Annotated in this window: 25 protein-coding genes; 11 read left to right on the top strand and 14 right to left on the bottom strand. The window is 66.1% G+C overall.

What is annotated here, in order from left to right; translation table 11 throughout:
* Positions 1 to 112: 112 nt before the first annotated feature.
* Entirely contained in the window at positions 113 to 940 is an 828-nt protein-coding gene (locus ACFR99_RS09120; RefSeq protein ID WP_390287350.1) for an amidohydrolase family protein, read from the top strand.
* A 10-nt stretch (positions 941 to 950) separates the two neighbouring features.
* On the opposite strand, the gene ACFR99_RS09115 is transcribed toward ACFR99_RS09120, so the two are convergent.
* On the bottom strand, positions 951 to 2,300 hold the full coding sequence (locus ACFR99_RS09115) for a glycerate kinase type-2 family protein (protein ID WP_390286539.1): 1,350 nt from the start codon (positions 2,298 to 2,300) through the stop codon (positions 951 to 953).
* A gap of 229 nt (positions 2,301 to 2,529) precedes the next feature.
* Here ACFR99_RS09115 and ACFR99_RS09110 point away from each other — a divergent pair, with 229 nt between their 5' ends.
* Together ACFR99_RS09110 and ACFR99_RS09105 are read left to right on the top strand one after the other, a co-directional pair.
* Positions 2,530 to 2,985, top strand: a complete 456-nt coding sequence (locus ACFR99_RS09110) for a DUF892 family protein (RefSeq protein ID WP_390286537.1) — start codon at positions 2,530 to 2,532, stop codon at positions 2,983 to 2,985.
* A gap of 136 nt (positions 2,986 to 3,121) precedes the next feature.
* Positions 3,122 to 3,979, top strand: coding sequence for a hypothetical protein (locus tag ACFR99_RS09105; RefSeq protein ID WP_390286535.1), 858 nt, complete (start codon positions 3,122 to 3,124; stop codon positions 3,977 to 3,979).
* Between the two features lie 143 nt (positions 3,980 to 4,122).
* Here the strand turns inward: ACFR99_RS09105 and ACFR99_RS09100 are convergent, their stop codons facing one another.
* Entirely contained in the window at positions 4,123 to 5,094 is a 972-nt protein-coding gene (locus ACFR99_RS09100; protein ID WP_390286533.1) for a sugar phosphate nucleotidyltransferase, read from the bottom strand.
* Between the two features lie 170 nt (positions 5,095 to 5,264).
* Here ACFR99_RS09100 and ACFR99_RS09095 point away from each other — a divergent pair, with 170 nt between their 5' ends.
* A complete protein-coding gene (locus ACFR99_RS09095) occupies positions 5,265 to 5,555 on the top strand; it encodes a transcriptional regulator (RefSeq protein ID WP_390286531.1) in 291 nt (96 codons plus the stop codon).
* A gap of 188 nt (positions 5,556 to 5,743) precedes the next feature.
* A complete protein-coding gene (locus tag ACFR99_RS09090) occupies positions 5,744 to 6,112 on the top strand; it encodes a DUF7344 domain-containing protein (protein WP_390286529.1) in 369 nt (122 codons plus the stop codon).
* On the opposite strand, the gene ACFR99_RS09085 is transcribed toward ACFR99_RS09090, so the two are convergent.
* Complete coding sequence (locus ACFR99_RS09085) at positions 6,109 to 6,564, bottom strand: Rieske (2Fe-2S) protein (protein WP_390286527.1); 456 nt, start codon at positions 6,562 to 6,564, stop codon at positions 6,109 to 6,111. The two genes, ACFR99_RS09090 and ACFR99_RS09085, sit on opposite strands and share 4 nt — an antisense overlap.
* 97 nt (positions 6,565 to 6,661) lie before the next feature.
* Here ACFR99_RS09085 and ACFR99_RS09080 point away from each other — a divergent pair, with 97 nt between their 5' ends.
* Positions 6,662 to 7,768: a saccharopine dehydrogenase family protein gene (locus ACFR99_RS09080; RefSeq protein ID WP_390286525.1), complete on the top strand. Its 1,107-nt coding sequence runs from the start codon at positions 6,662 to 6,664 to the stop codon at positions 7,766 to 7,768.
* 21 nt (positions 7,769 to 7,789) lie between these two features.
* Here the strand turns inward: ACFR99_RS09080 and ACFR99_RS09075 are convergent, their stop codons facing one another.
* The 5 genes from ACFR99_RS09075 to ACFR99_RS09055 form a co-directional block, all read right to left on the bottom strand.
* Positions 7,790 to 8,662 carry an aminotransferase class IV gene (locus ACFR99_RS09075; protein WP_390286524.1) on the bottom strand — a complete coding sequence of 291 codons (873 nt, stop codon included), beginning with the start codon at positions 8,660 to 8,662 and terminating at the stop codon, positions 7,790 to 7,792.
* On the bottom strand, positions 8,655 to 9,335 hold the full coding sequence (locus ACFR99_RS09070) for an anthranilate synthase component II (protein ID WP_390287348.1): 681 nt from the start codon (positions 9,333 to 9,335) through the stop codon (positions 8,655 to 8,657). The genes ACFR99_RS09075 and ACFR99_RS09070 overlap by 8 nt, the downstream gene beginning before the upstream one ends.
* Positions 9,322 to 10,917, bottom strand: coding sequence for an aminodeoxychorismate synthase, component I (gene pabB, locus ACFR99_RS09065; protein WP_390286522.1), 1,596 nt, complete (start codon positions 10,915 to 10,917; stop codon positions 9,322 to 9,324). The genes ACFR99_RS09070 and pabB overlap by 14 nt, the downstream gene beginning before the upstream one ends.
* A 137-nt stretch (positions 10,918 to 11,054) precedes the next feature.
* Entirely contained in the window at positions 11,055 to 11,741 is a 687-nt protein-coding gene (locus ACFR99_RS09060; protein ID WP_390286520.1) for a DUF4332 domain-containing protein, read from the bottom strand.
* A gap of 74 nt (positions 11,742 to 11,815) precedes the next feature.
* Positions 11,816 to 12,619, bottom strand: a complete 804-nt coding sequence (locus tag ACFR99_RS09055) for a shikimate dehydrogenase (protein ID WP_390286518.1) — start codon at positions 12,617 to 12,619, stop codon at positions 11,816 to 11,818.
* A gap of 177 nt (positions 12,620 to 12,796) precedes the next feature.
* On the opposite strand from ACFR99_RS09055, the gene ACFR99_RS09050 reads away from it, so the two are divergent.
* Positions 12,797 to 13,747, top strand: a complete 951-nt coding sequence (locus ACFR99_RS09050) for a calcium/sodium antiporter (RefSeq protein ID WP_390286516.1) — start codon at positions 12,797 to 12,799, stop codon at positions 13,745 to 13,747.
* Here the strand turns inward: ACFR99_RS09050 and ACFR99_RS09045 are convergent.
* Positions 13,725 to 14,711 carry a DUF7344 domain-containing protein gene (locus ACFR99_RS09045; RefSeq protein ID WP_390286514.1) on the bottom strand — a complete coding sequence of 329 codons (987 nt, stop codon included), beginning with the start codon at positions 14,709 to 14,711 and terminating at the stop codon, positions 13,725 to 13,727. The two genes, ACFR99_RS09050 and ACFR99_RS09045, sit on opposite strands and share 23 nt — an antisense overlap.
* 79 nt (positions 14,712 to 14,790) lie before the next feature.
* A complete protein-coding gene (locus tag ACFR99_RS09040) occupies positions 14,791 to 16,833 on the bottom strand; it encodes a bacterio-opsin activator domain-containing protein (RefSeq protein WP_390286512.1) in 2,043 nt (680 codons plus the stop codon).
* A 114-nt stretch (positions 16,834 to 16,947) separates the two neighbouring features.
* On the opposite strand from ACFR99_RS09040, the gene ACFR99_RS09035 reads away from it, so the two are divergent.
* Entirely contained in the window at positions 16,948 to 18,360 is a 1,413-nt protein-coding gene (locus tag ACFR99_RS09035; protein WP_390286510.1) for a D-aminoacyl-tRNA deacylase, read from the top strand.
* A 158-nt stretch (positions 18,361 to 18,518) separates the two neighbouring features.
* Positions 18,519 to 19,685 (top strand): cell division protein FtsZ, encoded by a 1,167-nt coding sequence (gene ftsZ, locus ACFR99_RS09030; RefSeq protein ID WP_390286508.1) that lies wholly within the window; start codon positions 18,519 to 18,521, stop codon positions 19,683 to 19,685.
* A gap of 207 nt (positions 19,686 to 19,892) precedes the next feature.
* Here the strand turns inward: ftsZ and ACFR99_RS09025 are convergent, their stop codons facing one another.
* The gene (locus ACFR99_RS09025) at positions 19,893 to 20,228 is read right to left on the bottom strand and encodes a 2Fe-2S iron-sulfur cluster-binding protein (protein WP_390286506.1); all 336 of its coding nucleotides are present in this window, start codon (positions 20,226 to 20,228) and stop codon (positions 19,893 to 19,895) included.
* A gap of 147 nt (positions 20,229 to 20,375) precedes the next feature.
* On the opposite strand from ACFR99_RS09025, the gene ACFR99_RS09020 reads away from it, so the two are divergent.
* Positions 20,376 to 21,779: a geranylgeranyl reductase family protein gene (locus tag ACFR99_RS09020; RefSeq protein WP_390286504.1), complete on the top strand. Its 1,404-nt coding sequence runs from the start codon at positions 20,376 to 20,378 to the stop codon at positions 21,777 to 21,779.
* 317 nt (positions 21,780 to 22,096) lie between these two features.
* Positions 22,097 to 22,864 (top strand): DUF4397 domain-containing protein, encoded by a 768-nt coding sequence (locus tag ACFR99_RS09015; protein WP_390286502.1) that lies wholly within the window; start codon positions 22,097 to 22,099, stop codon positions 22,862 to 22,864.
* Between the two features lie 52 nt (positions 22,865 to 22,916).
* Here ACFR99_RS09015 and ACFR99_RS09010 read toward each other — a convergent pair whose 3' ends face one another.
* From ACFR99_RS09010 to ACFR99_RS09000, 3 genes are all read right to left on the bottom strand, one after another.
* Positions 22,917 to 24,392, bottom strand: coding sequence for a M48 family metallopeptidase (locus tag ACFR99_RS09010; protein ID WP_390286500.1), 1,476 nt, complete (start codon positions 24,390 to 24,392; stop codon positions 22,917 to 22,919).
* 132 nt (positions 24,393 to 24,524) lie between these two features.
* The gene (locus ACFR99_RS09005; protein ID WP_390286498.1) at positions 24,525 to 25,805 is read right to left on the bottom strand and encodes an amidohydrolase; all 1,281 of its coding nucleotides are present in this window, start codon (positions 25,803 to 25,805) and stop codon (positions 24,525 to 24,527) included.
* Positions 25,806 to 25,873: 68 nt separating this feature from the next.
* Positions 25,874 to 26,209 carry a 30S ribosomal protein S10 gene (locus ACFR99_RS09000; RefSeq protein WP_373616013.1) on the bottom strand — a complete coding sequence of 112 codons (336 nt, stop codon included), beginning with the start codon at positions 26,207 to 26,209 and terminating at the stop codon, positions 25,874 to 25,876.
* Between the last annotated feature and the right edge of the window lie 128 nt (positions 26,210 to 26,337).

Raw genomic sequence — 26,337 nt, 5'->3', positions numbered from 1 at the left:
TTTCCCTCGAACCACCGTTCCGTCTTGCGATTGTGCGTGTGAACCAGCCACAGGACCGAACGGCAGCGGGCCGGTAGCACAATATAGGTCGACTCAGAACACCTCAGTGGGAATGCTGGAGCTGGAACACGGGTTTCGTGTGGTGGACCTCTCGACGCGATTGCCACCCACCGATGGGGGGAAAGGCGCCCAGGGACAGACGATCACGGCGGACCGACTCGAGCGAGAGTTGCACCAGGCCGGAATCACCAGGGCAGTCGTCTTCCCGCCGTCGACACCGGAGACGAGCTACGTCGCGCCGAACAACGGCGTCGCCAGACGCAGCGTCGACCGGCCGTTCGTTGCCTTCGCGCGCATCAACGGCACCCAGACGCCGGGGCGGAACGCGACCGGCCGGCTTCGAAACGCCGTCAGCCGCCGTGAAAAGCATCACACCTCACCGAGTGACATCGAGAAATACGCGTACGACGATCGCTTTCACGGCTTCGTCCTCGACCCCGCCGTCGACGACTACCCCGACGACGACGTCCTCGCGGCCCTCGAGGACGTCGACCTGCCCGTTATCGTCCGCGGCGGCACCGAGGCCCCGCCCGACACGCTCGCCGAAACCCTCCTCGAGCGCTCGTTTCCCGTCGTCGTTGGCCACTTCGGCGGCCATCCGCTGAATCGCTCGCTCATGAACCGGATGATCGAGTTGCTCGACGAGTACGACGACTGCTACCTCGAGACGAGTTTCGTCCGCTACCGCGAGCAACTCGAGCGGGCGCTACTCGAGCATCCGGATCGCGTCTTCTTCGGCAGCGGTGCGCCCGCCTGTCATCCCAACGTCGCGGTCATGGAGATTCTCACCCTCGACGTCTCCGAAGACCTGCTGCGCCGGGCGTTCTCGAAGAACGCCTGCCGCGTGATCGACGCGCTCGCGCCGACCGCGGGCACCTGACCGGGGAGGCCTACGCTCGCTCGGCGACCACTACCCGCAGGTCGTTCAGGTTCGTCCCGGTTGGCCCCGTCAGAACGAGAGACCCGCGGGACTCGAGGTACGGATACACGTCGTTGTCCGCGAGGGCGTTGCGCGCCGCGTCGACGTCTTCGACGGTCGTCCCGTCGACGAGCGCGCCGGCCGCATCGGTCGCGCCGTCGATCCCGTCGGTGTCGACCGCAGCGACCGTTATTCCGGCCTCGCCTCGGATTTCGTCCCCGTTCGCGAGTTCGAGCGCCGCACTCGTCGCGAACTCCTGGTTCGGACCGCCCGTCCCATCGCCGCGAACCGTTACCGTCGTCTCACCGCCCGAAAGGAGCACGGCCGGCGGTTCGACCGGGGTGCCCGTCGCTCGTACCTCCTCTGCGATCGCGACGTGGGTCGTTGCCGCCTCGCGGGCCTCCCCGCGAACGCGCGAGGAAAGCACCAGTGGCTCGTAACCCCGATCGGCCGCCGTTTCGCGAGCTGCCTCGAGGACGGTCATCCCGTCGGCGACGACGTGATTCGCGACGCGCTCGAACGCGGTATCGTCGGGGCCCGGCGTCTCGGCGACCTCGCCGGCCGCGCCGCGCTCAAGGCGGTCGACGACGACTTCGGGCGGATCAATTTCGTATCGCTTGAGGACTGCGAGCGCGTCGTCGAACGTCGACGCGTCGGGGGCGACGGGGCCGCTCGCGATGACGCTCAGATCGTTCCCGACGACGTCGCTCAAGATCAGTGAAACGATCGTCGCGGGGGCGGCGCGACGGGCCAGCCGCCCTCCTTTCAGCGCCGAGAGGTGCTTGCGGACCGCGTTGATCTCGTGGATGTCGGCCCCGCTCGCGAGTAACGCGTCGGTCGTCGACTGGAGAGCTGCCAGCGAGATATCTCCGGCAGGTGCGGGCATAAGCGCGCTGCCGCCGCCAGTGATCGTCGCCAAAACGAGCGTGTCCTCGTCAGCTGCATCTGCCGCCTCGAGCAGGTCGCGCGTCCCGTCGACGCCGCGCTCGCTCGGGACAGGGTGATCGCCCTCGCGAACCCTCACGCGCGCCGTGTCGACAGGGTCGTCCGTGACGACTACGCCGCCGTCGATCCGATCGCCCAGAAGGGCCTCGAGCGCGGCGGCGACGTGGGCCGCGGCGTTGCCGCCACCGAGGACGACGACCTCGTCGTACGCGTCGAGGTCGTACGAGTCATCTGCGACATGAAGGGTCTCCCCCTCGAGCGCGACGACGTCACGAACGACCCGCCGCGGATGGCCAGCGTCGATACCAGCCTCGAGACAGGCGAGCGCGACGTCGCGGGACGGGGTCGACGCGAGGCGATCCCGATCGTCGATCACGCCAACTCACCCGCGACTGTCGCCGATAGCTTCGAATCCGTCACTCGCGGATCAGCGGTAACACGCGTCATGGCCGAACTGTCGGTCGGGACCCGCTAAAGGTGTCCGGTAACGTGAGCCCCCTGACCCGGCGTTGTAGGGCGCGACGTGCGTGTCACGAGTCGGTCCTGCCGGCAATGTTTCGAGTGACGGGCCAACCGCTTTTCGCGTTCCAGTTGACGGTCCGTTCATGATCGAGACCGACCGCGATCTGTTCATCCGCGAACTGCGAGAGCTGTACCACATCGAACGCGAACTCGAAGAACTGCAGTCGGGACTGGCCGACGCCGCGACCGACGAGGACTTTTTCATGGCCCACAGCGAGCGGACGACCGACCAGCTGGCCCGGCTCGAGCCGATCTTCGACGCGATCGAGGCTGAGTCCGCGCCGGTCGAGAACCCGACACTCGAGGGGCTGCGAACCGACCGCGAGGAGCTCGTCGCCGACCTGCAGGATCCCATCCTGGGCGATCTCGTCGAGACGGAACTGGGCAGAGGGATCGAACGCCTCGAACTCACGAAACTCGAGACGCTACTGACCCTGGCCGACCGGATGGATCTGCCCACCGTGATCGTCGACCCGCTCCGTCAAACGAAGATAGAGGCGGAGAACGGACTCGAGCGGATCCGAGAACTTCCGGTCTGAGCGCCCGTAGACCGGTGTGAGTCCCTGCGACCGGAGGTCGTCGGTATCGGATCGGCACTCGAGGGGGTCGACTCTCGTATCAGTTTTAGTGTTATTCAGAATTACTTTATAGAATAGCTGACTACAGAGGGAGCGAATGCACTCGAGACGCGACGTACTTCGAACGGGGGCAGGAGTTGCAGGGACTGGACTGCTGACGGCACTTGCCGGCTGTAGCGAGGTTCCGGTTGTGGGGAGTTTCTTCGGGTTCGACTATACTGAGTGGGTCTACGACCCCAACGCGCTGGATTCGGACTCGGTGATGGTCGTCCTGATGAACGTGGAGACGATCCTCGACGCGGACGACGTCCCGGACAAGGGGGACCTGCGCGACCAGGTCACCAACAATTACAGCGGCGAACTCATGGCCGACGACGTCGAGTACTCACTCAGCGTCGGAAACGCCGAGATACTCACCGGGTCGTTCGATGTCCAGGAGATCGTCGACGGAATGCGATTCGACGGGGACGGAAGTCACGGCGACTTCGATCTCTACACGGACGACGACGAGGAGGGTGCGGTGATCGCAACCGACGGGGAGTTCCTCGTCAGAGCGAGTGCGTTCGAGGCCGACACCGCCCGCGAGGAGATCGAACTCCTGATCGACACCTACAACGGTGATGCGGACAGGTTCGCCGACGTGAACGACGACTTCGATCAGGTACAGGGCGAAGTGGACACGGACGACTTCGTATTCATCACGGGGCAAACCGAATCCGCGACTGAAGACGCCGCCGACGATACGGTGGTTACGACCGCGATCACCGCGGAGATCGACGGCGAAGACACGAACGGAACGTACCTCCTGCTGTACGCGAGCGAGGACGGAATCGATCTCGACGAGGCCGAATCCGACATCGAGAGCGAACTCTCGGAGGAGGCAGAGCTGAACGACGTCTCGCAGGACGGCCGTCTGGTGACTGCCGAATTTACGACCCCGACTGAAGACTTCTAGCTCGCGTCTCCGGTCGGCCCGTACTCTCGAACGGTCGCCTCGACCGTCGGACCGCGTCGAGCCCTGTGTGTATCGTCCGCGACGATCACACGCCGGACTACTAGACATCTCGACAGCTTCCGGGCGAGCGGGCGCGAGCGCGCCTACTCGTCGCCGTTCGTGATTGTCGTGTGAGCGCCGATCAGCGCCCCGGCGAGGTCGAGATCTTCGATCCGGGTACCCTGATCGATGATCGAGCGGCGAATATCGCCGTTACAGACTGTCGCATTCGGGAAGATGACGGTGTGCTCGAGGTCGGTTCCCTCGAGCGTGACGTCCTCCATGACGTGGACGTTCTCGCCGATCGTGGCGTCTTCCAGCGTCGCCGAGTCGGCGACCAGCGAGTCACCATCGAGGTGCCAGGCGACGGCGTCGAGGTAGCTCTCGGGGGTGCCGATGTCGAACCACGCGCCCTCGAAGGTGTAGGCGTAGGTGGCCTCGCGGTTCTGGAGCCACTGGACGAACCAGCCCGGCTCGTCGGGGTTGTTGCCGTCCTCGAGGTAGGTCGGGAGCAGATCCAGCGATTCGCGGGGAAACGCATAGCAGGCGATCGAGACGAGCGTACTCTTGGGATCGTCGGGTTTCTCCTGGAAGTCGACGACGCGGTCGCCCTCGAGTTCGACGAGGCCGTAGGATTTGGCCTTCTCGCGGGAGCCGACGTCGTAGGCGGCGAGCGTGGGTGCGTCGTGAGACTGGAAGTAATCGAGGAAGTCGGACACGGCGAAGCTGATCAGGTTGTCGCCGGCGATGACCAGCAGGTCGTCGTCGACGTTTTCGCGGTCGATCAGCTGGGCGAGCGCGCCGACGACGCCGAACTTGTCGTCTTCCTCGGTCGTCTCCTCGACCGAGAGGCAGGGTTTGTCGAACTCGCTGTCTGCGAGGTGGGCCTCGAAGTCGGGAGCGAACCGCTCGTTGGTGCTGACGTAGACCTCGTCGATCCGGTCGTCAGCCTCGAGTTCCGCGAAGATGCGGTCGATGACGGTCGACTCGCCGATTGGGAGGAACATCTTGGGCCGATGTTTGGTAATCGGCCACATTCGCGTCGCGTACCCGCCTGCAAGGACGACTGCCTTCATAGGCCGATGTTCACCTGCGGGGTCCAAGTCACTTGCCCTTTCCCGAATGACAGAGCCTAACACGCTCGAAATCCCCCAGCAGTAGGAGAGAGTATCCACGATGGACACGAGCGACCGGCTCGACGAGCGGTGTCAAATAGTATAAACCCACGAGTCTCCTGAACGGACGTATGCGCGAGGCCGACGAAACGACGCGACAGCAACTCGCCGACGCACTGCGTGCCGAGCCGGCGACGCCGAGCGAGCTGGCTACTCAGCTCGATCTGACGCCACACGCGGTGGTCCGCCACGTCGAGCACGTCTCCCGTTCGGTCGACGGAACCGACGAGCAGCTGCTCGTCGCACCGCCGACGTGTCGCGACTGCGGGTTCGACGACTACGACGACCTGCTGAACCTCCCCTCGCGGTGTCCCGAGTGTAAAAGCGAGTCCATCGACGAGCCGACGTTCACGATCGAATAGCGAGACCTGACGGTCAGCGAGAACGAACTGTCAATATTCCATGGTAGTTGTCAACTGGATCCGATACTAATATTTATGCTGCAGGCGAGAACCCGATACGAACCCTCGAGCGAGCGGCAGCATCACGGCTTGTCGAGGCGGCTTTCGGCCCGTTTCGGTCGCAGCCGCTCGAGGACGATGGACCACACATGACTTCCAGATCCCACTCGGAGCGTGACTGCGTCGAGGTCGTGCAGACGATACTCGACTGGCTCGACGACGCCGACGAGCCGGACGCAGCGGCTGAAACGCTCGACGACGTGTTCTCCCTGCTTGCCGACCAGCGTCGCCGGCTGCTGCTGTCGGTCATGCGAAACTACGGCGAGGAGGTGACGCTGCCGGACGCAGCCGAGGAAGTCGCGGCCCGCGAAACGGGTCACACCGTGCGAAACATCTCTGCCGAACGCGTCACCGAGGTCTATCTCTCACTCTACCACGATCACCTGCCACGGCTGGTCGACGCCGGCCTCCTCGAGTACGATCAGGAACGGGATCTGGTCGCGCCGGTTGCCGTCTAGAACTCGACGTTCGAACGCGAGGCGCGATCGGTGTCGTCGCGTTCGATCGGACCGAGCCCGACGAACGCGTAGTCGTCGTCAGTCAGGTAGACGTCGCCATTCTCGACGGTGACCTCGAGGTCGGTGAGGTAGGCCCCTTCACAGGGCCCATACGTACAGCGACCGGAGTCAGCCGCGAAGTAGGCGCCGTGATTCGCACAGATGATCTCGCCGTCCCGCATCGGCGCGCCTGCTCCCTTGTCCAGTTTGATGTGCGTGAGATGCTGGCAGTAATTCAACCAGCAGGACACCGCGTCCTCGACCACGGCGGTCGTGTCGCCGCCGTCGGTCGCCACAGCCTCGCTCCTGACGAGAATCGCCTCCTGTATCGCCTCCGACTCGTCGGCCACACGAAAGCAAACCGTCGAGTCGGCGGGTACGTCCGAGAGCGCCGTGATCCGTCCTGCGTCCATCACTGCGTCCATTACTGGTCGACGGGCCTGAACGTTACGCCATCAGGCGAGCACATGTCTGACGGAGATTTAAACCCCTCTCCGACCAACGCGGCCTATGGACTCCCTTCTCATTTACGGCTCCTACGGCTATACGGGGCGGCTGATCGCACGCGAGGCGGTCGCACGAGGGGGCTCGCCCGTCGTCGCCGGCCGCGACGGCCGCGCAGTCGCACGCCAGGCCGACGCCCTCGGCGTCGAAGGCCGCGTCGTCGACCTCGAGTCGAGCACCCTCGCGTCCCACCTCGAGCGCTTCGACGCCGTGGTGAACTGCGCGGGGCCGTTCGCCGACACCGCCGAGCCGCTGGTCACAGCCTGTCTCGAGACGGGCACGGACTATCTGGACATCACCGGCGAGTTCCCCGTCTTCGAGTGTCTCCGCCAGCGCGATGACGCGGCCCGCGAGGCGGGGATCACGCTCCTGCCCGGCGTCGGCTTCGACGTCGTGCCGTCGGACTGTCTGGCGGCCTTTCTCGCCGCACAACTCCCCGACGGCGACGCGCTTCGACTGGGGATCAAAAGCGGCGGCGGGCTCTCGCGGGGCACCGCCCGGACGCTCGTCGAACACCTCGGCAGCGGCGGTGTCGTCCGCCGGAACGGCCGGCTCATCCAGGTGCCCGCCGCCTTCCGAACGCGCGAGATCGACTTCGGTGACGGCCCCGAACACGCCGTCACGATCCCCTGGGGTGACGTCGTCACCGCAGCCCACAGCACCGGCATCGAGTCGATCGAGGTCTACGCTGCCGCACCGTCGTGGGCCACGAAGGGACTGGCGGCCGTCGATTCGCTGGGGTGGTTGCTCGAGCGCGACCCCGTCGAGACGCTGTTGAAGCGACTCGTCGACACCCGCCTCGACGGTCCGGACGAAACGCAGCTGGCGACCGGCAGCGCCGTCGTCTGGGGCGAGGTCACCGACGAGGAGACCGGCCGGCGGGCGCGAGCGCGGCTGCGGACGCCCAACCCCTACGCGCTGACCGCCGAGTCGGCGGTGGCGGCCGCCGAGCGGATCCTCGAGGGCCGAAACCGCGTCCCGAACGGGTTCCAGACGCCCGCGAGCGCGTTCGGGAGCGAGTTCGCACTCGAGCTCTCGGGGACGGAACGGGAGCTGGTAGCAGCCCCCGACGACTCGATCGAGCCGACGCGGACGCTCGTCGAGTCCGAGTGAGGCCCTCCTGGATACGCGTGACTAGTCGTAACACGTTCGTTCGACCCGCTCGTCGTAGCGCCGCGAGAGTCGTTCCGTGACGGGGCCGCCGCCGATCTCGTGGCCGTCCAGGGTCGCGATCGGCCGCAGTTCCCAGGTTCGATTCGTCAGAAACGCTTCGTCGGCCGCGAGAACGTCTGCTGGCTCGTACGTTCCTTCAGCGACTGCGATCCCGGTCTCATCAGCGAGCTCGAGGACGAGCTGCCGAGTGATCCCCGGCAGCACGGGGCCGTCGGTCGTCGGCGTATAGAGGTCGCCGTCGCGGACGAACCACAGGTTGCTCGTCGCCCCTTCCGCGATATGGCCCTCGAGATCGCACATGAGCGCTTCGTCCGCGTCAGCACTGAGTTCCGTGCGTGCGAGGATTCCGTTCAGGTAGTTGTGGGTCTTGGCTGCGGCTGGAATCGCCTCGTCGGGAATCCGGCGTGTCGCGACCGTCTCGACCGTCGCTGGCTCGTCCCAGACGGACTCGCCCGCAAGTCCGCCGCGGGGCAACGGTTTCGCGTAGACGACGACCGTCGGCTCGACTTCGGACTGGGGCGTGAGTTTGCCCGGTTGGACGCCGCGCGTGATCGAGAGGCGGACGTAGGCGTCCGCGAGGTCGTTCGCTGCCAGCGTCTCGTCGATCCGGCTCCGGAGTTCGGCCGCAGTGAGTCCGTGCTCGAGCGAGAGAGCCTCACAGGTACCCTCGAGGCGCTCGACGTGGGACTCCCACGCGAAGATGGTCCCGCCGTAGGCCCGCAACGTCTCGAAGGCTGCGTCGCCGTAGCGAAAGCCCCGGTCGTCGACGCTGACGGAGGCCTCGCCGGCAGGGACGAGTTCGCCGTCGACGTGATAGCGCAGTCCTTCACCCATCGTGAGCCTCCGCGTTCTGGTCGACCGTTGTGGCGAACCGACAGAAGTTGGCGATCAGTCGTTTGCCGAGCGCAAGCGAAATGTCTTCGCTAGCGCCGTCGTCCGAACCGGCCGCCGCGTCCGGCTGTGCTCGCGTGAGGATGCTTTCGGGATGAAACTGCACGCCGAGGTGGGGCTTCTCGCGGTGGCGAACCGCCATCAGAACGCCGCGCTCGTCGGCGGTTCGGGCGGTTTCTTCGAGCGCGGCCGGGAGATCCCCGCGCTCGACCGCAAGCGAATGGTAGCGCCCAACCTGGAACGTCGACGGGAGCCCTGCAAAGAGCCCCTCGCCATCGTGACTGATCGTCGACGGCTTGCCGTGGACGACCTCGGGGGCATGAACGACCGGCGCGCCTTCGGCTGCACACAGCGCCTGATGGCCGAGACAGACCCCGAGGATGGGATAATCGGTCTCGGCGAACAGTGGAACCGAGATACCGGCCTCTTCGGGGGTTCCCGGCCCCGGCGAGACGATGATTCCCGTCGGCTCGAGGGCGCGAACGCCCGCGAGGCCAATCTCGTCGTTGCGCCGGACGACGACCTCGTCGGCGACCTCACCCACATACTGGACGAGGTTGTACGCGAACGAATCGTAGTTGTCGACGACGAGGATACGGGTGTTAGTCACTGCAATCACCGCCGTCGGTCGGATCTTGCGGAATGTCGGTCTCCGCTTTGAGCCCCAGTTCGGCCCGCTCACCGAGTGCCTCGTCGACCGCGGTGATGAGCGCGCGGGCCTTGGCGAGCGTCTCGTCGTACTCGCTGGCCGGGTCGGAGTCGTGGACGATACCCGCGCCGACCCGCAGATGGTACTCGTCGGCATGGCGAACCAGCGTCCGGATGACGATATTGAGAGTGGCCCGGCCGTCGAAGCCGAAGATGCCGGCGCTGCCCGTGTAGGGGCCGCGCCGGGTCGCCTCGAGTTCGTCGATGATCGCCATCGTCCGCGGCTTGGGTGCACCGGTGATCGTCCCGCCGGGGAAGACCGCCGCGATGGCGTCGGACAGCGTCGCATCCGGTGGCAGTCGGCCCGTAACGTTCGACACGAGGTGCATCACTGCCGAGTAGCGGTCGATCCGGCGGTACTCGGAGACGTCGACGGAGCCGTATTCACAGATCTTCCCGAGGTCGTTGCGCTCTAAGTCGACTAACATCGCGTGCTCGGCGCGTTCCTTCTCGTCGGCCAGCAGGTCGGCCTCGAAGGCGGCGTCTTCATCTGGTGTTTCACCACGCGGTCGCGTCCCCGCGATCGGTTCCGTTCGGACGAACGCGCCGTCGCGCTCAAGCAGGAGTTCCGGACTGGCACTCACCAGCTCGGCCGCCCGGAACTCGAGCAGACAGGAGTAGGGTGCCGGATTGACCCGCCGCAGGGCGTCGTAGGCCGCGACGGGGTGGACCGCAGCGGGTGCGACCAGTCGCTGGGAGATGTTGGCCTGAAAGGTGTCGCCGTCGCGGACGTAGTCTTTGACCCGACGCACGCGGTCGGCGAACGCCTCCCGGCCACAGTCGCTCTCGAAGGTCGCGTTGGACCGCGAGACCGGCGGCGCACCGAGTTCCGGGTCGCCCTCGTGAACGGCGTCGGCGAGTTCGAGCGCCCGCTCGCGGCCACGTTCGTAGGCCGCCTCGAGGGCAGCGTCTTCGGGGTCGGTTGCGTCGCCGTCAACTCTCGGGCAGGCCGTGATCCGCAGTGTTATGTCGTCCTCGGTCGGTGCTTCCCAGGCCGCGAGACAGTCGTAGACCGCGACCTCGAGGCGGGGCAGTCCCCGGTCGTCGACGGCAGCGTCAGGCAGGGACTCGAGTTCGCGGGCCACGTCGTAGGAGAGCCAGCCGACGGCGCCACACGGATAGGGGACGTCACAATCCCCCCGAACGAGTCGGTCGCCCGCGAGCAGGCCCTCGAGTGCGGCCAGCGTCGGCGACTCGTCGTCACGATCACGGGAGACCGCATCGGGGCCGACAGTGAGCCGCTCGATGGGATCGACGCCGAAGTAGCCCCAACCGGGCTGGCCGCCGGTCGTCTCGAGGAACGCGCCGCCGTCGCCGTCGCGTGCGCGCTGATAGGCGAGAAACGGATCGGTGACGGTCACGCGGGCTTCGACAGGAACGCGGTGGCCGATCGGCACCGGCGATTCGGCGCGGTCCGCAGCCGCTCCACCGCGGCCACACGCGGCGGCGCGAAACGAGTCGAACGTCGTCACGACGCGCGGATCGCTCATGTCGAGCGGGAGGAGAGCGATGGGTAATCCTCTTGCGATTGCAGGGCTGCTATCGGCGACAGAGCAGAGAAGGGCGGTCAGTGATGGACAGTGAGACTGTGACGTGGGACGGGATTCAACGGGTGGTTGACGATTCGTTACCGGACTTCGGCGCGGTCGATCCAGCCCTGGATCCGTTTCTCGGAGATATCGGTCTGGTCGGCGAGCTCGGCGGCGTCCGACGCGGCGAGTTCGGCGACGGTTTCGACGCCAGCACCGGCGAGGCGGTCGGCATAGGCCGGGCCGATCCCTTTGATCTCGGTGACCGATTCCGGTTCGGCTTCCTCGATATCCGGTTCGGGCTCGAGCTCGGGTTCGCCGTCCGGTTCCGGCTTCGGTTCGGGTTCGGGTTCTGCTCCCGGCTCTTCCTCGATATCGGGTTCAGCCTCGGTGTCCGGTTCGGATTCTGCTTCCGACTCTACCTCGACAGCCGGTTCAGCTTCGATGTCCGGTTCGGCTTCCGCCTCGATGTCTCGCTCGGCGTCAGTCTCGTCGGTCGTCTCGGGTTCTGTCGCCGTCTCGGAATCGGTGACGTCCGATTCCGATTCCGCGGCGACGTCTGCGTCGGTCGCCTCTGCAGGCACTTCGTCTGCCGTGTCAGTGGCAGCCGACTGTGGCGGTTCGGCACGCACGTCCTCCGTCCGGTCTCGAGCCGCGGCGGTCTCGGTTCCGTCGTCGGCCGTCCCTTCTCGTTCGACCGTTACGCCGACCTCTCGAGAGCGACTCCGCTCCGAGTCCGCCCCGTCGAACCCCAACAGGGACTTCAGCTTCTGGAGGAGTGCCATTATATCGACGTAGTCGGTTCCGACACTTAAATTCGCCTGATACTGTCAGCAGTACAGTCGTGTCCGCCGCCCGCTTACAGTCGCGAGCGGAGCGAATCGTTCATCACATCGACAGGTGCGTCCCGACCGGTCCAGATCTCGAACGCTTCGACGCCCTGATACAGCAACATCCACGCACCGTCGACGGTCGTTGCGCCAACGTCAGCTGCATCGCGCAGCAGTCGCGTCTCGAGCGGGCTATAGACCGCGTCGAGGACGGCCAGATCTCCATGGAGTGCGTCGGCCGGGACCGGCGTCGCGTCGGACTCCATGCCGACGCTGGTGGCGTTGACCAGCACGTCGGCGTCGGCGAGCAGTCGTTCGAGGTCCCCGAGTCCGTGGCCGGTCGCACGCGGCACCTCGTCGGCAAGGTCGTGTGCTTTCGACTCGGTCCGGTTGGCGATCGCAACGCGTGCACCGGCGTCGGCGAGCCCGAACGCGACCGCCCGGCCGGCACCGCCGGCACCGACGACGACCGCCCGCGCACCGTCGACCGTGACGTCGTGGTCGCGCAGCGCGCGCAACGCGCCGACGGCGTCGGTGTTGTACCCCGTCGGGGGTCCCGAGCCAGAGAAGTCGATCGTGTTGACCGCGCCGATCCGGGCCGCGAGATCCTCGGGCGCGACGATCTCGAGGGCGTCCTGTTTGAAGGGGATCGTCACGTTCAACCCGGCGATCCCCAGCGCGTCGGCGCCGTCGATCGCGGCTTCGATATCGTCTTCGTCGGGCTCGAAGGTCACGTAGCGCGCTTCGAGTCCGAGTTCGTCGTAGGCGGCCTCGTGCATCGGCGGCGACAGCGAGTGGCCGACCGGATTGCCGAGGAGACCGTATACGTCCATAGCCATCTCTCGATTTGTCAGTGGGAGTGGCGGGACTATAATCGGTCTGGCTTACCGTCAGTGTCGGCGCACCTGCGACCCGTCCTGCGAGTGCGCCGGGACAGCGGGACAGCAGACCGTATGCCTCGCACGGCCCGTTTCGCGTGGCTTTTACCCCCATCACGAGTAGCCGCCCTCATGCTCTCCGGAACCCCGCTCGATCTTCTCTTGCTCGCGGGCGGGATCGTCGCACTCTATGGCGGTGCCGAGTTGCTGGTCGCGGGTGCGGGACGACTGGCACTCGGGATCGGACTCCGGGCCGCGACCGTCGGTGTGACGGTGATCGCGTTCGCGACGACCGCGCCCGAACTGTTCGTCTCGGCGATCGGTGCCTTGCGTGTCTCGAGCGACATCGGACTCGGCACGATCGTCGGCTCGAACATCGCGAACATCGGACTGGTGCTCGGCGTCGCCACGCTCATCAAGCCGTTGCAGATCAGCGACCGGGTGGTCCGCCGGCACGTCCCCGTCATGGTGCTCGCGACGGTCTTGCTGGTCGCACTCGGCGCGAACGGACAGCTTGGCCGCCTCGAGGGTGCGCTGTTGCTGCTCGTGCTCGCAGGGTTTACCGCGGGCATTCTGCACTACGCCAACGCGGAGTCCGCCCCGATGGTCGACGAGCCCGACGCGGACGCGGCGTCAGGGGTGTCGGAACGGGACGTCGCCCTCGTCGTCGGTGGGCTGGTCGCGCTCGTGATCGGGTCGCGGTGGCTCGTCGCCGGCGGGACGGGACTGCTGTCGACGCTCGGCGTCTCGGATCTCGTTATCGGGCTGACGGTGCTCGCACTCGGAACGTCGCTACCGGAACTTGCAGCCTCTGTCGTGGGTGCGATCCGTGGCCACGCCTCCTTCGCCGTCGGAAACGTCGTCGGATCGAACATCTACAATATCCTCGCGGTACTGGGAGTCGTGGCCCTGATCACCCCGATCGAGGTCGCTCCGACGACGCTGCGGTTCGAACTCCCGTTTCTGGTCGCCTTTACCCTCCTGCTGGTCGGGCTACTGATCTATCGACAACAGTTCACCCGGATCGACGGCGTGATTCTCGTCGGTGGCTACGTCGGCTTTATCGCTCTTCTCGCTCCGTGACCGACGAGTTCGTCGAGGCAGTCGGCACCGATCGCGACGACGATCGACCGGCAGGCGGTCGTGCCAGCGTCCAGAGAAGGCGGTCGTCGTTCGTCGCCGACGATCCCGCGGTCGATGCGGTCGCGGTCTCCAGTGGTGTCTCGCTTGCGGTCTGTTCGTCCGCCGGCGTTGCATCGGCCGTCGGTCGATCCGAAACGCGAGTTCCGTCGGCCGCTCCGTCCCGATCGGAACGGCGTCGCACGAGCACGGCAACCGCTGCGAGCGGGCCGTCGGTCAGCCAGTCGGCCTGCCACTGTGGGGCGTCAGTCGCAAGCGCGGCCTCTCTTGCCTCCGCGTCGTATTCCACGAGGCCCGCCGCCGACAGCGCCGGGAGATGCTGGTGAACGAGCGACGCCTCGACGGCGACACTCGCCGATTCCGTGGCATCGATCACCCGCGTCCCGTCGTCGGCCGATTGCGCGGCGACAGTCGCGGCGAGATCGGCGACGGAGACGGCCCCGCGCCGTCTCGCGAGGGCCTTACAGACGGTTCGACGGCGCGGGTTGCGAAGCGCCTCGAGCGTTCGGTTCAGCGTCCTCTCGTCGGCGGGAAACGCGTCGCCGGTCGGGTCGGCGAGGACCGATCGGACCCACTCGGCCTCGAGAATCGGGTGCTCGGTCGGCGCGACGGTCGTGGCGTCGCCGTCGGCGTCGGTGGTCACCAGCCCGGCGTCGGCCAGCCGCGGGACGTGGGCGTGGACGAGCGTGACGTGAACCTGATCCACCAGCTCGCCGGTGACGTCCGCGGTGTCCTGTTCTACCCTCGCAACTGCCCTCGTCAGTGCCTCGATCGATAGCCGTTCCGACGGGGCGTCCGTCGCGGCCGACTGCTCGTGCTCGAGCAGTGCTGCGAGCAGATACCGCCTGCGCGGTTCGGCGAGAACGTCCAACGCGGTTGTCAGTTCGGTGGACGGGAGTGAACTCATTGCAGGATAAAGCAAGTGAACGGGGGAAAAGGGTCTACCTGCGTGCTCTGGTATCGACACGCGTCCGATCGGCCATCCGTTACTCGGCCTCGCCGAAATATGCCGAGAGCAGCTTCGCCTGTGCGACTCTCAGATGCTGGTGGAACGTCTGGCGAGCGATCCCCAGCCGATCGGCGATCTCGCCCGCGTCGCTGTCCCGGGTCGGCCACTCGAAGTAGCCGCCGTGGTAGGCCGCCTCGAGCGCAGTGCGCTGTTTGTCGGTCAGCAGCGACTCGACGGTGCGCCGGAAGTCACCGTGTGTTTCGACGGGCCGCTCGACGGTCCGTTTCGAGCGGAGCTTGCTGTCGGGATAGGCCGCCAGAATCGTGTCGACGAACTCGGATAACGCCACGTCGGAGCTAAGATGAATCGTCAGCTCCGCGACGCCATCACGAACGGTTTTCGACTGCAGCCGCGCGCCGTAGCCCGCGACGGCCTCGGCGATCGTCGCGTTGTGAACAACACACTCCCAGTAGCTCTCGTCGTCGTCGGCGTCGATAAGTCGGTGATCCGTAATCGCCTCGTCGTCGCGAACGGCCTCACGAACGCGGCTCGGGTCGGCGTTGGACACGGTCACGTAATAGACGAACACCTGGCCGGTCAGCGGCAAGACGTGATCGACCGAGAGCTCACAGTCGAGGTAGTCTGAGAGCCGAATGCAGGCGTCGCCCCGATCGGTCGACTCGAACTCGAGTTCGACGACAGTATCCTGATAGAGCAGCCGGCGGACCGCCATCGTGTTGATCGCGTGGCCGATCGTGCCACCGAACTCCCGGAGCACCTCCCGCTCCCGATCGGGAAAGGCCGACGGCTCGTCCGTGCCGATCACGAGCGCTCCGAGCGGTTGCTCGCTCGCGGTGATGGGGACGACGGCGACCGCGCCGTGGTCGTGCTCGCGAGCGTGGCGACGCCACTCGTCGTGGGGATGGTCGCGAAGGTCCCGATACCGCTGGACGGTCTGCGTCTCGAGCGCCGGCTCACCGTCGGCGTCGGCCGGTGGGTCGACGAACGACGCACACTTCTCTGCACCGGTCGCGTCGATGCCGGCCCAGGAGGTCGGCTCCCACGAATATCCCTCGCCCGTTGCAACGCCACTGGCCCGGCCGATGACGCCGAACCGGTAGGCGTCGGCGGCCGCGAACTTCTCGACGATCACGGTCTCGATCTCCTCGCGGGAATCGGCCGTGACTATCGTCTCGTCGATCGTCCGAATCACCGCGTTGAGGCGCTCGAGGCGCTCGAGTTCGCGTTCGCGAGCCCTGCGGTCGCTGATGTCGCGGCCGACGCCGGTAAAGCCGAGCACGTCGCCGTCATCGACGATCCGGGCGCTGTTGAACTCGTAGGGGATCCGCCGTCCATCTTTGGTGAGCACTCGGCCTTCGGCGGTAACGCGTGCGCCCTCCTCGAGAATGCGGTCGATCGCCTCGGCGATGTGGTCGCGGTCCTCGGGGGCGATGAACGTGAGCGGGTCGACGCCCTCGAGTTCGGCTGCGTCGTAGCCCGACACACGCTCGAACTGCTCGTTCCACTCGATCAGCGACCCCTCGGTGTCGAAGGCATAGAGGATGTCCGGCTGTGCCTCGAGAATGCTCTCCGTAAAGGCCGTTTCCGAACGGAGCCGTTGTGCGCGCTCGTGATCGTCGGTGCGGTCGCGGACGACCCAGACGTACCCCGTCAGGTCGGCCGTGGCGTCGACGGGAACGCCGACCGCGCCATCCGCATGGATCGTCGCGACGGTTTCACGGACCCACAACCGGCTGTCGTCGCCGCCGAGTCGCCACCCGTCGGCTTCGACCGTTCCCTCGGCTCGTGCGTGCTCGAGCAGTCGGTCCGGGCGGCCGTCGTCGCGAGCGTCCGCCGGAAAGATGGTCCGATAGTGGTTGCCGACGATCGTCTCCGCGTCGTAGCCCGTCAGCCGGCGCGCACCCGCGTTCCACACGGAGACGCAGCCGTCGGCATCGAACAGCGCGATGGCACAGTCGCTGGTGAGCGCGCTCAACTCGCCGAGCTCGAGGTCGAAATCGGACCCTGGATTCCCGGACACGAGAGCGTGGTTCGGCTCGGTCGGTGGCTCCTCGGACATTGTCGGTGTGTCTACAGATTAGAAATGGGATGTGCTAGCACGAAAAACCACGGGTGGCTATCGCCGCCGGTCGAAAACCGGCGACGTTAACGCCCGCAAACCACGAGCACGGGTATGACCACGCTCGCGATCGTCGAAAGCCACGCCGACCGCGCTTCGGAGCACATCTGTGATCGACTCCGCGAGCGCGCCGACTGGACCCAGCGAACCGACGACAGCCGGCCGGCAGCCGACGGCGGCGGCACCTACTACCAGACCGACGGAGCCGTCCTGCGGTCGTTCGACACGTTGCACATCGACCTCGAGCGGCCCGCCGACGCCTTCGACTGCGATCCCGATCTGCTCGTCTTCGCCTCGCGACACTCGGGGGATACCGGCCCGCTGCTGACCGGCCACTTCACGGGCAACTTCGGCCCGGCCGAATTCGGCGGCGAGCCCGACGCGCTGGCAGACGCCGCGCCGAACGCCTTAGCCGAGTTGCTCGCGGCCTTCGAGGAGTACGCACCCGCCGAGTACGACGTGGGCATGGAGTGTACCCACCACGGCCCCTCCGAGGTGGGCTGTCCGTCGCTCTTTGCGGAACTGGGCAGCGACGACGAACAGTGGGACGACCCCGCCGGTGCCGACGCCGTCGCCCGCGCTATCCTTGCACTTCGGGACGTCGAGCCCCACCGAGAACGACTCGAGAGCGAAGCTCTCGCGAGCCGTCGGAATCGCGAGACGATTCCGAGACGCCAAATCGTCGGCTTCGGCGGCAACCACTACGCTCCCCGGTTCGGACGGGTCGTCCGCGAGACGTCGTGGGCGGTCGGCCACGTCGCCGCCGACTGGGCGCTCGAGGCGATGGGCCACCCCACGGCTCACCGGGACGCCCTCGAGCGCGCGTTCGACGCCAGCGACGCCGAGATCGCGCTGCTCGATGGCGACTGGCCGGTGCTCGAGGAGACGCTCGAGGAGCTGGACTACCGAGTCGTGAGCGAGACGTGGCTCCGCGAGGTCGACGACCGGTCGCTCACACTCGTCGACGCGGTCGAGGCCGAACTGGGGGCCGTCGACGACGGGATCCGCTTCGGTGACCGGTCCGCCGAGTCGATCACCGTCGTCGACCTGCCGGCCGACCTCGTCAGCGCCGCCCAGGGGATCGATCCCGATCGCGTCCGTGAACTCGTCGCAGCGAACACGGTCGCCTTCGCCACCGAAAACGGCGGGAGCCGCGTCGGTTCGCGGGTAGCGATCCCCGTTGGCGACGCTGCAAGCGAAGACGGCGAGGACTCGAGCGGGCCCAGAGACGCTATTATCGACGGGCTGGCCGACGTCCTCGCGGAGAAATACGACGCCGTGTGGCTCGAGGACGACGCCGTCGTCGCCGAGGAGACGGCCTTCGATCCGGAGCTGGCACGCGAAGCCGGCGTTCCCGAAGGGCCGAAGTTCGGTGCGCTCGCCGACGGCGAGCCCGTGACTGTCGACGGGGAAACGATCAGTCCCGAGAGAGTTCGCACCGAGCGAACGCGTTGGTTTCGAATCTGACTAAATCGACGGCCGACAGTAATACGTTATTACTCGCTCACTGACGGTGGATTCGGCGTTCACGTACTAGTAACCGTAAGAGAGTACTACCACGTCAGACAGGCGGCTGACGTGTAGGGGAAAGGTAATTATGCTCCATCTTTTAGACAGGGGCAAGAATGGACTCTCTCATCGACGACGCAATCGACGAGGCCGAGGACGGGGCGGCCACGGTCCCCGACGACGCGCCCCAGGACGGGCAGGCGTCCGGTGGCGGGTCATCGGACGGCCGACAGACCGGGACGATGACCGACGACGAACTGGAGGACGTTCTCCAGGATCTCCAGACCGACATCACGGTCGTCGGCTGTGGTGGCGCCGGCGGGAACACGATCAACCGCATGCACGAGGAGGGCATCCACGGTGCAAAACTCGTCGCCGCCAACACCGACGTCCAGCACTTAGTCGAGATCGACGCCGACACGAAAATCCTGATGGGCGAGGAGAAGACCGGCGGCCGCGGGGCCGGCTCGCTTCCCCAGGTCGGCGAGGAGGCCGCCCTCGAGAGCCAGCAGGATATCTACGACGCCATCGACGGCTCCGACATGGTCTTCGTCACGGCCGGCCTCGGCGGCGGGACCGGCACCGGCTCCGCCCCAGTCGTCGCCAAGGCCGCCCGCGAGGCCGGCGCGCTGACGATCTCGATCGTCACGACACCTTTTACCGCCGAGGGCGAGGTTCGACGAACGAACGCGGAGGCCGGCCTCGAGCGCCTGCGTGACGTCTCCGACACCGTCATCGTCGTCCCCAACGACCGCCTGCTCGATTCGGTGGGCAAACTCCCCGTCCGACAGGCGTTCAAAGTCAGCGACGAGGTCCTGATGCGCAGCGTCAAGGGCATCACGGAACTGATCACGAAACCCGGCCTCGTCAACCTGGACTTCGCCGACGTTCGCACCGTCATGGAACGCGGCGGCGTCGCTATGATCGGGCTCGGTGAATCCGACTCCGAAGCCAAAGCCGAGGACTCGGTCAAGACCGCGCTGCGCTCGCCGCTCCTTGACGTCGACATCTCCGGTGCGAGTTCCGCACTCGTCAACGTCACCGGCGGCAACGACATGGCCATCGAGGAAGCCGAAGGCGTCGTCGAGGAGATCTACGACCGGATCGATCCCGACGCACGCATCATCTGGGGGACCTCGATCGACGAGAGCCTCGAGGGCAGTATGCGGACGATGATCGTCGTCACGGGCGTCGAGTCGCCACAGATCTACGGCCGGCCGGACGGCGAGGCTGCCGTCCAGCCCGAACCCGCAGGCGGTGACGACATCGACTTCGTCGAATAACGCGTCTCGAGTACGCCGCGTCGGCGATTCGAGTCCAGGTGTCTCTCTGAGCTATTCCGTCGCCCAGTTCCCACGTTCCGATACGTATTGCTGTCAGTCAGCACTGGGACCCAGTAACAACAGTCCGACTCATCGGACTCCTATCAGTCATTTCTGGCACACCCGCAGGACGGATCGCGGGTGCGCCGGTAAACAGTGCAGACCGACTCAGTCGTCGGCGACTGCGCCGTCGCGTCCGCCGCTGGCCTCGAGTTCGCCCTCGATACTCGGCGGATACTTGCCGCGATCGAGTTTCAGGTCCGACTGCGGCCGTGCCATGCAGGTCAGCGCGTAGCGTTCGGCCTCTTCCTCTGTCAGGCCACGGGCCGCGGGCTGAGTGACCTCCCCTTCGACGATTTCGGCAGAACACGCCAGACACATCCCCACCCGGCAGGAGTACTCCTGGGCGATCCCCTCCTCGAGACATCGGCTGAGGATCGTCTCCTTGTCGGTGCAGGTGATCGTCTCACCCGTCCCGACGAACTCGACCGTATACTCAGTCATACGGTCCGGTACGGCGGACCTCACTAAAACTCTTTATTTCATTGCAGGAGATCGAACCGGCCTGTTCTGATCGCCACCGGATCGAGCAGAAACCGCAGCCAGCCGCTTGATAAAACGTTTTCTTACCGCGGCCTCCACAGTGTTGGTATGAGTACGCAGGAGCAGTCGGCCGCCACGACGCCGAAGACGCAGTCGCCGGACGTGGTCGTCGTCGGTGCCGGAACGGCAGGGTGCTACGCCGCAGCGACCATCGCGCAGGAGGGGTACGACGTCGTCGTCCTCGAGCGAAAATCCGAATCCGAAGCGGGCCACATCGCCTGCGGCGACGCGCTGAAGGGTGCCGACAGTTTCCCCGAGGCGATCCCGAAGTCGAAACTCGAGCCCGCGTTCACCAACACGGGCGTCGACCACGGCCGCTTCGAGATCCCCCAGGAGGATACCGTTCTCGAGATCCCGATCCCCGGCGAACTGGCGGTCATCGACCGCTGGGAGTACGGCCGGCGGATCATCGACGGGGCCGACGAGGTCGGTGTCGAGTTCCACTACGACACCGTCGTCAAAAACGTCATCCAGGCCGACGACGGCCGCGTTACCGGCGTCGAGGCGATCCGCACGGGCGAACCCATCACGTACGAGGCTGACATCGTCATCGACGCCGCAGGCTCACTGTCCGTCCTCCAGGATCACGTCGACTTTTCGACCTCCGCGTTCGATACGAACGTCAACTACACGCACTTCTGTTCTGCCTACCGCGAGATCGTCCACGTCGACGAACCGGTCGAGTGGGACGACGCGCTCGTCTTCAAGCCGACCGAACGCGCCGCGGGCTATCTCTGGTACTTCCCGCGCACGGAGACGGAGATCAACGCCGGCCTGGGCTTCCAGATGACCGAAGAGCCGATGAAACTCGTCGACGACCTCAAACGCGACCTCGAGACCCGCCCCGAGTTCCGGAATGCCGAAGTCGAGGACAAACTCGGCGCAGCCCTCCCCACCCGGCGACCCTACGATTCCGCAGTGCATCCGGGCTACATGGCCATCGGCGACGCCGCCGGCCACGTCAACCCCACCACCGGCGGCGGCATCGCCGGGGCCGCCTACGGCGGCAAGTACGCCGGCGAAACCGCGATTGAGGCGCTCGAGACCGGCGACGTCAGCGAGAAGGCCCTCTGGGAGTACAACGAGCGCGTCATGGACCACTTCGGCGCACGGTATGCCGCTCTGGACGTCTACAACATCCTCTCGACGGCCGTCGACGTCGACGACCTGATGGGCCTGCTCGCCGCGATGCCCGGCGAGAAACTCGCGGAGGCGCTGTATTCGGGTAGTACGAGTATCGGCCCGAAACTCGCCGCGGAGAGTCTGCTCAACAGCCGCGGCCACTGGGGGACGATCTGGACGCTCTTCCAGACCAAACGCCGGGCCGACGACCTGCTCGAACTCTACGAGGGGTATCCCCACCACCCCGCCGCCCTCGAGCACTGGCAGCAACGCCGTGACGACCTCATGGAACAGGTCTACGAGACGACCGGGGCGGAACCCAAATACTAAGAACGACCTTTTTTGTCCGGGTCCTCGCGCGGCCATTGGCCGCGCTCGAACCCGGGCAAAAAATCTCGACGAAAAAAGGCCGCTCGCTCGCTCGTCGGGTTCGCTCGCGGTCAGTATCTGGGTCTGGGTAACCGCCTGCCCTCCCCCGGTTCGGACGGCTCTCGCGTTGCTCGAGCCGTCCTCCCGGCCACCGCTCGCTCGAGACGACCACGTTCGAGTAACTCGTCAGTACTGATCAGTGAGTTATAAATTCCTGTGGAAATACCCCTACTCGGTTAGGGAATTTCGCTTTTCCGATGCGTCAAGTACCGGATTGTATGGCACAAAGCCACACGCGCCGACGCGCACTGTCACTGATCGGAACTGTGGGCGGGATCGCCCTCGCTGGCTGTATGGGCGGGAGTGGAGACAGCGACGAGATGAGCGATGGCGGCGCAGAAAACGAAACGAGTGACGACGGCGCAACCGACGAAACCATGGCGAACGTCCGCGTCGCCCACCTCTCACCGGACGCACCGAACGTCGACGTCTACGTCGACGGCGACACGGTCCTCGAGGACGTTCCCTACCGGGCCGTCAGCGACTATCTCGAGCTCGCGCCGGACACCTACACGGTGACGATCACGGCCGCGGGCGATCCCGACACGGTCGCCTTTGAGGACGACCTCGAGATCCCCGAGGGCGAGTACACCATCGCGGCGCTTGGCGAACTGAGCGAGACGAACCAGCCCTTTGCACCGACCCTTCTCGAGGACGACGTCAGCGATCCGGGTGACAACGCACGTGTCCGTCTCGTGCACGCCTCGCCGGACGCCCCTGCGGTCGACGTCACGGTCGGCGACGGCGAGACGGTGCTGTTCGAGGGCGCGGCCTTCGGCGACGCGGCGACGACCGAAGTCCCCGGTGGCGACTACACGCTCGAGGTCCGACCAGCGACTGAGACCAACGACGGCGACGTGGTCGCGACCTTCGACATCGCACCCGAGACCGGCAGCGTCTACACTGCCTTCGCGGTCGGCTACCTCGAACCCAAATCGGCCCCCGCCGACGCGCCGTTCGATCTCGAGGTCGTGATGGACGCCTGATCGGCAGTCGATTGTGACCTGTCAACGCGAGGGGATCACAGAGTCAAACCGCTCAGGTGCGCTCTTTGACGGCAGTTCTGAGCCGATCGATCCGCGTTTCGGTGTCTGGGTGTGTCCCGAAGATTCCTCGAGCGACGACTCGCCGGGCCCGGTCGAAAAAGCGGTGCTCCTCCCACGGCGGCGGGACGATCGAGAACGCCATTGTGGAACGGTGGTCGCGCAGATCCGTCGCGGGTCGCCGTTCGAGGTCGGCGTCGAGCGTCTCGAGGGCACTCGCGAGGGCGGCCGGATCACCAGTGATCGCGACGGCACCATCGTCGGCGACGTACTCCCGAAAGCTCGAAACGAAGGCGACACACCACCGGCTCACCGCGTACGTGACGGCCGCGGGAATCGCGAGGACCGGGTTCGCAACGTGGCGAGCGACCGTCGCGGTCGCGCTTGCCGCGGGGAGGGCGAGAAACGTCATGACGGCCGCATCCCGGTTCACGATGTGTGCGAGTTCGTGTGCGAGCACCGCCTCGAGTTCGCGGTCGTCGAGGGTCTCGAGGAGTCCCCGGGAGACCACGACCGTCGATGTCGCGGGTCGATAGCCGACTGTGATGGCCCTCGGGGTGGCACTCGAGCCGATGCGAACCGTGGGCGGGGGAACGTCGGCCTGGGCCGCAAGCCGGCTGACCGTTGCTCGAAGCATCGTCAGATCGCGGTCGGCCGCCCCCGCTCGGGGCTCGAGTCGCTCGCCGTGCTCGAGGTCGCGAAGCACTGCGCTCTCGCCGGTGCATTCGTCCTGGATCGTGGTGCCGACGTGCAGCCCAACGATACAGAGGCTGCCGGCCGCCGCCAGTCCCGGGAGGTGATAGACGATCGGAACGAGCGTCGCGACAACGAAGACGAGACCGAGGACGACGATTCCTACGAGTGTGACGGCGAGATAGCCGTGCACCGGTCGATCCGTCAACTCGCCGATCCCCTCGAACACTCGGCGCAGTTCGGTCCGGATCCCGACGGGTTCGTCGGCTCCCGTGTCCGCGGTCACATCCGCCGAATATCCGGAACGCTCCGCCTCATCCGCGTTCGACCAGTCGACCGCCGCATAGAGGAGCCAGCCGACGAAAACGGCAGCGACGAGAATCCCACAGACGAGTATCGCCGCGCTGACCGACCCTCCCAGGACCGAGACGAGCAGGTAGCCGGTCGCGACCAGCGACGACAGAATCACCAGTAGGTACGTTACTGCGACGACTTCGACCGCCGTCTCCGTGGGAGTGGGTTCTCTCCGTACCACGCGAACGGCACAGCCTGCCGCGACTGCCAGCACACCGTAGGCGACTGCGGTGGGAACGACGGCGAGCGACGTGCTCCTGAGTGTGATCGTGAAAACGCCATAGGGAATGCTCATCGCCAGCCCCGACGCGAGACCGATCAACACGACCTCGACGGCGACGAGGAGTCCCATCGCGAGCGCAAGCAACACCACCGAGACCGCCATGCGTCCCCAGAGGGCAGCCCGCACGCGGGTTATCCCCACGACTGGTCCACCTCGAGCAGTCGATGATGGTCCCGCCAGTCCACGTCGGCGGACTCGTCGCAGTCTGCTGATCGACCGACCATCGTGTCACGTGGTTCGGTTCGACGATGATTACTGTTCGGATTTTCTATATTAGTCCGTCCGCTGGCCCAGCCGCTCGACCGTCCCGGCCAGCACGTCGACCCCGTGGCCGATGCTCGCTTCGTCGACGTCGAACGTCGCCGTGTGATGGCCGCCGGGATGGTCGGTGCCGACGCCGACGTAACAGGCGCTGCCGCCGCGTTCCTGGACCGCCCGCATCAGATAGGTCGCGTCCTCGCTGCCGCCGAGTTCGTCGCGCTCGAGGACGCGCTCGACGCCCACCGTCTCGCCGGCCACGTCGGCGATGATCGAAACGAGATCGTCGTCGCTCGTCGCGCTGGGAGCCTCCGCGCCGATCTCGATCGAGACCTCGCAGTCGTGCATCTCGGCGGCGCTCCGGAGCACCTGTTCGGCCCGGTGTTTCATGTACTCCATCAACTCGGTCGTTTCGCCGCGCACTTCGGCGACGATCCGGGCCTCGTCAGGAATGACGTTGGCGGCGCTGCCCCCCTCGACGACGCCCGCGTTGACCCGCGTCGTGCCGTCGTTGTGCCGCGGGATGCCGTAGAGGTTCTGGACGGCCGTCGCCATCGCCTGGACGGCGTTGCGCCCCTGTTCGGGATGGCCGCCGGCGTGGGCCGATTCGCCGGTGAACTCGGCCTCGAGATGGCTCACCGCGAGAAAGCCGTCGATCCCCGCGACGATCTCGCCGGTCGGATGGTCGAGCCCGATGTGGGTCGCGAGCAGGTAGTCGACGTCCCGAATGTGCTCGCTTTCGGCCATCGACTTGCCGCCGCCGACGACCTCCTCGGCGGGCTGGAAGAAGACCTTCAGAGTGCCCGTGAAATCGCTCTCTGCAATCCGCTCGAGCACGCCGATCCCGATCGTCGCGTGGGCGTCGTGCCCGCAGGCGTGCATCGCGCCCTCGTGTTCGGAGCGAAAGTCCTTCGCGGCGGGCACGTGAGCGGGATCGTCGGACTCCGGTCGCGGAAGCCCGTCGATATCGACGCGCAATCCGACGGTCGGCCCCTCGCCACGCTCGATGACGGCGACGGAACCCGTGTAGCCGCCCTCGAGTCGCTCAAGCGTGGCGTTGTCGACATCCGTTTCCCGGGCCTGTTCGTACCAGTGGGTCAGTTCCGCATCGTCGGGGACAGCCAGCCGGTGGTCGCCAGCGATCGCTTCAGGTCCAACGTAGAGCTCAGCGAGGTCGTCACCGAGTCGCGACTCGAGTTCGTCGACGATCCGTGCAGTCGTGTAGAATTCGCGCCAGGCGGGTTCGGGTTTTCGATGGAAGTCTCGCCGGAGTGAGACGAGGTCGTCCGCGGTCATGTCACTCCCTCCGCGAGACTGATAAAAAGCTCTGACGGCGGGTTCGCTCGACGCGGTGTAAAAAGTCCTCAGTTGCCGCGGCCAGCGCCGTGGATCTGCTCGACTTCGGCCTCGATATGGACCGAGTCCGGAAAGTTCTGCGAGGCGATGTTGCGCGCGAGGTTGTCGTGACCGTGAATCTCGAGTTCGCGGGTGAAGACGGTGTAATCCCACGAGGAGAACTGCCGGTCGTCGTCAGCGTGCAACCGACAGCGCTGTGGAACTGAGAGTCGCTCCGGCGGATGAGAGTGGGGGCCTTTCAGTGCCGCTCCCTTTCGTTCGGCGGTGGTTTTGATGTCCTCGACGATACCATCGAGTGCGGCGCGGTCGCCGCTTTGGAGCGTCAGACGGGTGACGAAGGTCATGGCTGGTGCTGTCGCATATGTCGACGCTGGGTGCGTAAAAGCTTGCTGAGACGCGTCGAGACAGATCACGCGCGGTGATACTGCCGAACAGCAGTCAGTGAGACGTCGCTCGCGAAAACCTGCCGCCG

The sequence above is a fragment of the Haloarchaeobius amylolyticus genome (assembly GCF_042678045.1).
GTDB lineage: Archaea > Halobacteriota > Halobacteria > Halobacteriales > Natrialbaceae > Natrinema > Natrinema amylolyticus_A.
Note: the sequence above shows the minus strand (reverse complement) of the source record. Positions and strands in the feature narration are given on the sequence as shown.

What these genes read in the sequence shown, in the direction of transcription:
- pabB (WP_390286522.1), bottom strand. Translation starts at nt 10,917, where the DNA reads ATGAGCGATCCGCGCGTCGTGACGACGTTCGACTCGTTTCGCGCCGCC.
- ACFR99_RS09075 (WP_390286524.1), bottom strand. Translation starts at nt 8,662, where the DNA reads ATGGGTGAAGGACTGCGCTATCACGTCGACGGCGAACTCGTCCCTGCC.
- ACFR99_RS09110 (WP_390286537.1), top strand. Translation starts at nt 2,530, where the DNA reads ATGATCGAGACCGACCGCGATCTGTTCATCCGCGAACTGCGAGAGCTG.
- ACFR99_RS09105 (WP_390286535.1), top strand. Translation starts at nt 3,122, where the DNA reads ATGCACTCGAGACGCGACGTACTTCGAACGGGGGCAGGAGTTGCAGGG.
- ACFR99_RS09045 (WP_390286514.1), bottom strand. Translation starts at nt 14,711, where the DNA reads ATGAGTTCACTCCCGTCCACCGAACTGACAACCGCGTTGGACGTTCTC.
- ACFR99_RS09020 (WP_390286504.1), top strand. Translation starts at nt 20,376, where the DNA reads ATGAGTACGCAGGAGCAGTCGGCCGCCACGACGCCGAAGACGCAGTCG.
- ACFR99_RS09040 (WP_390286512.1), bottom strand. Translation starts at nt 16,833, where the DNA reads ATGTCCGAGGAGCCACCGACCGAGCCGAACCACGCTCTCGTGTCCGGG.
- ftsZ (WP_390286508.1), top strand. Translation starts at nt 18,519, where the DNA reads ATGGACTCTCTCATCGACGACGCAATCGACGAGGCCGAGGACGGGGCG.
- ACFR99_RS09050 (WP_390286516.1), top strand. Translation starts at nt 12,797, where the DNA reads ATGCTCTCCGGAACCCCGCTCGATCTTCTCTTGCTCGCGGGCGGGATC.
- ACFR99_RS09055 (WP_390286518.1), bottom strand. Translation starts at nt 12,619, where the DNA reads ATGGACGTATACGGTCTCCTCGGCAATCCGGTCGGCCACTCGCTGTCG.
- ACFR99_RS09080 (WP_390286525.1), top strand. Translation starts at nt 6,662, where the DNA reads ATGGACTCCCTTCTCATTTACGGCTCCTACGGCTATACGGGGCGGCTG.
- ACFR99_RS09085 (WP_390286527.1), bottom strand. Translation starts at nt 6,564, where the DNA reads ATGGACGCAGGACGGATCACGGCGCTCTCGGACGTACCCGCCGACTCG.
- ACFR99_RS09095 (WP_390286531.1), top strand. Translation starts at nt 5,265, where the DNA reads ATGCGCGAGGCCGACGAAACGACGCGACAGCAACTCGCCGACGCACTG.
- ACFR99_RS09005 (WP_390286498.1), bottom strand. Translation starts at nt 25,805, where the DNA reads ATGACCGCGGACGACCTCGTCTCACTCCGGCGAGACTTCCATCGAAAA.
- ACFR99_RS09000 (WP_373616013.1), bottom strand. Translation starts at nt 26,209, where the DNA reads ATGACCTTCGTCACCCGTCTGACGCTCCAAAGCGGCGACCGCGCCGCA.
- ACFR99_RS09060 (WP_390286520.1), bottom strand. Translation starts at nt 11,741, where the DNA reads ATGGCACTCCTCCAGAAGCTGAAGTCCCTGTTGGGGTTCGACGGGGCG.
- ACFR99_RS09015 (WP_390286502.1), top strand. Translation starts at nt 22,097, where the DNA reads ATGGCACAAAGCCACACGCGCCGACGCGCACTGTCACTGATCGGAACT.
- ACFR99_RS09100 (WP_390286533.1), bottom strand. Translation starts at nt 5,094, where the DNA reads ATGAAGGCAGTCGTCCTTGCAGGCGGGTACGCGACGCGAATGTGGCCG.
- ACFR99_RS09090 (WP_390286529.1), top strand. Translation starts at nt 5,744, where the DNA reads ATGACTTCCAGATCCCACTCGGAGCGTGACTGCGTCGAGGTCGTGCAG.
- ACFR99_RS09120 (WP_390287350.1), top strand. Translation starts at nt 113, where the DNA reads ATGCTGGAGCTGGAACACGGGTTTCGTGTGGTGGACCTCTCGACGCGA.
- ACFR99_RS09035 (WP_390286510.1), top strand. Translation starts at nt 16,948, where the DNA reads ATGACCACGCTCGCGATCGTCGAAAGCCACGCCGACCGCGCTTCGGAG.
- ACFR99_RS09025 (WP_390286506.1), bottom strand. Translation starts at nt 20,228, where the DNA reads ATGACTGAGTATACGGTCGAGTTCGTCGGGACGGGTGAGACGATCACC.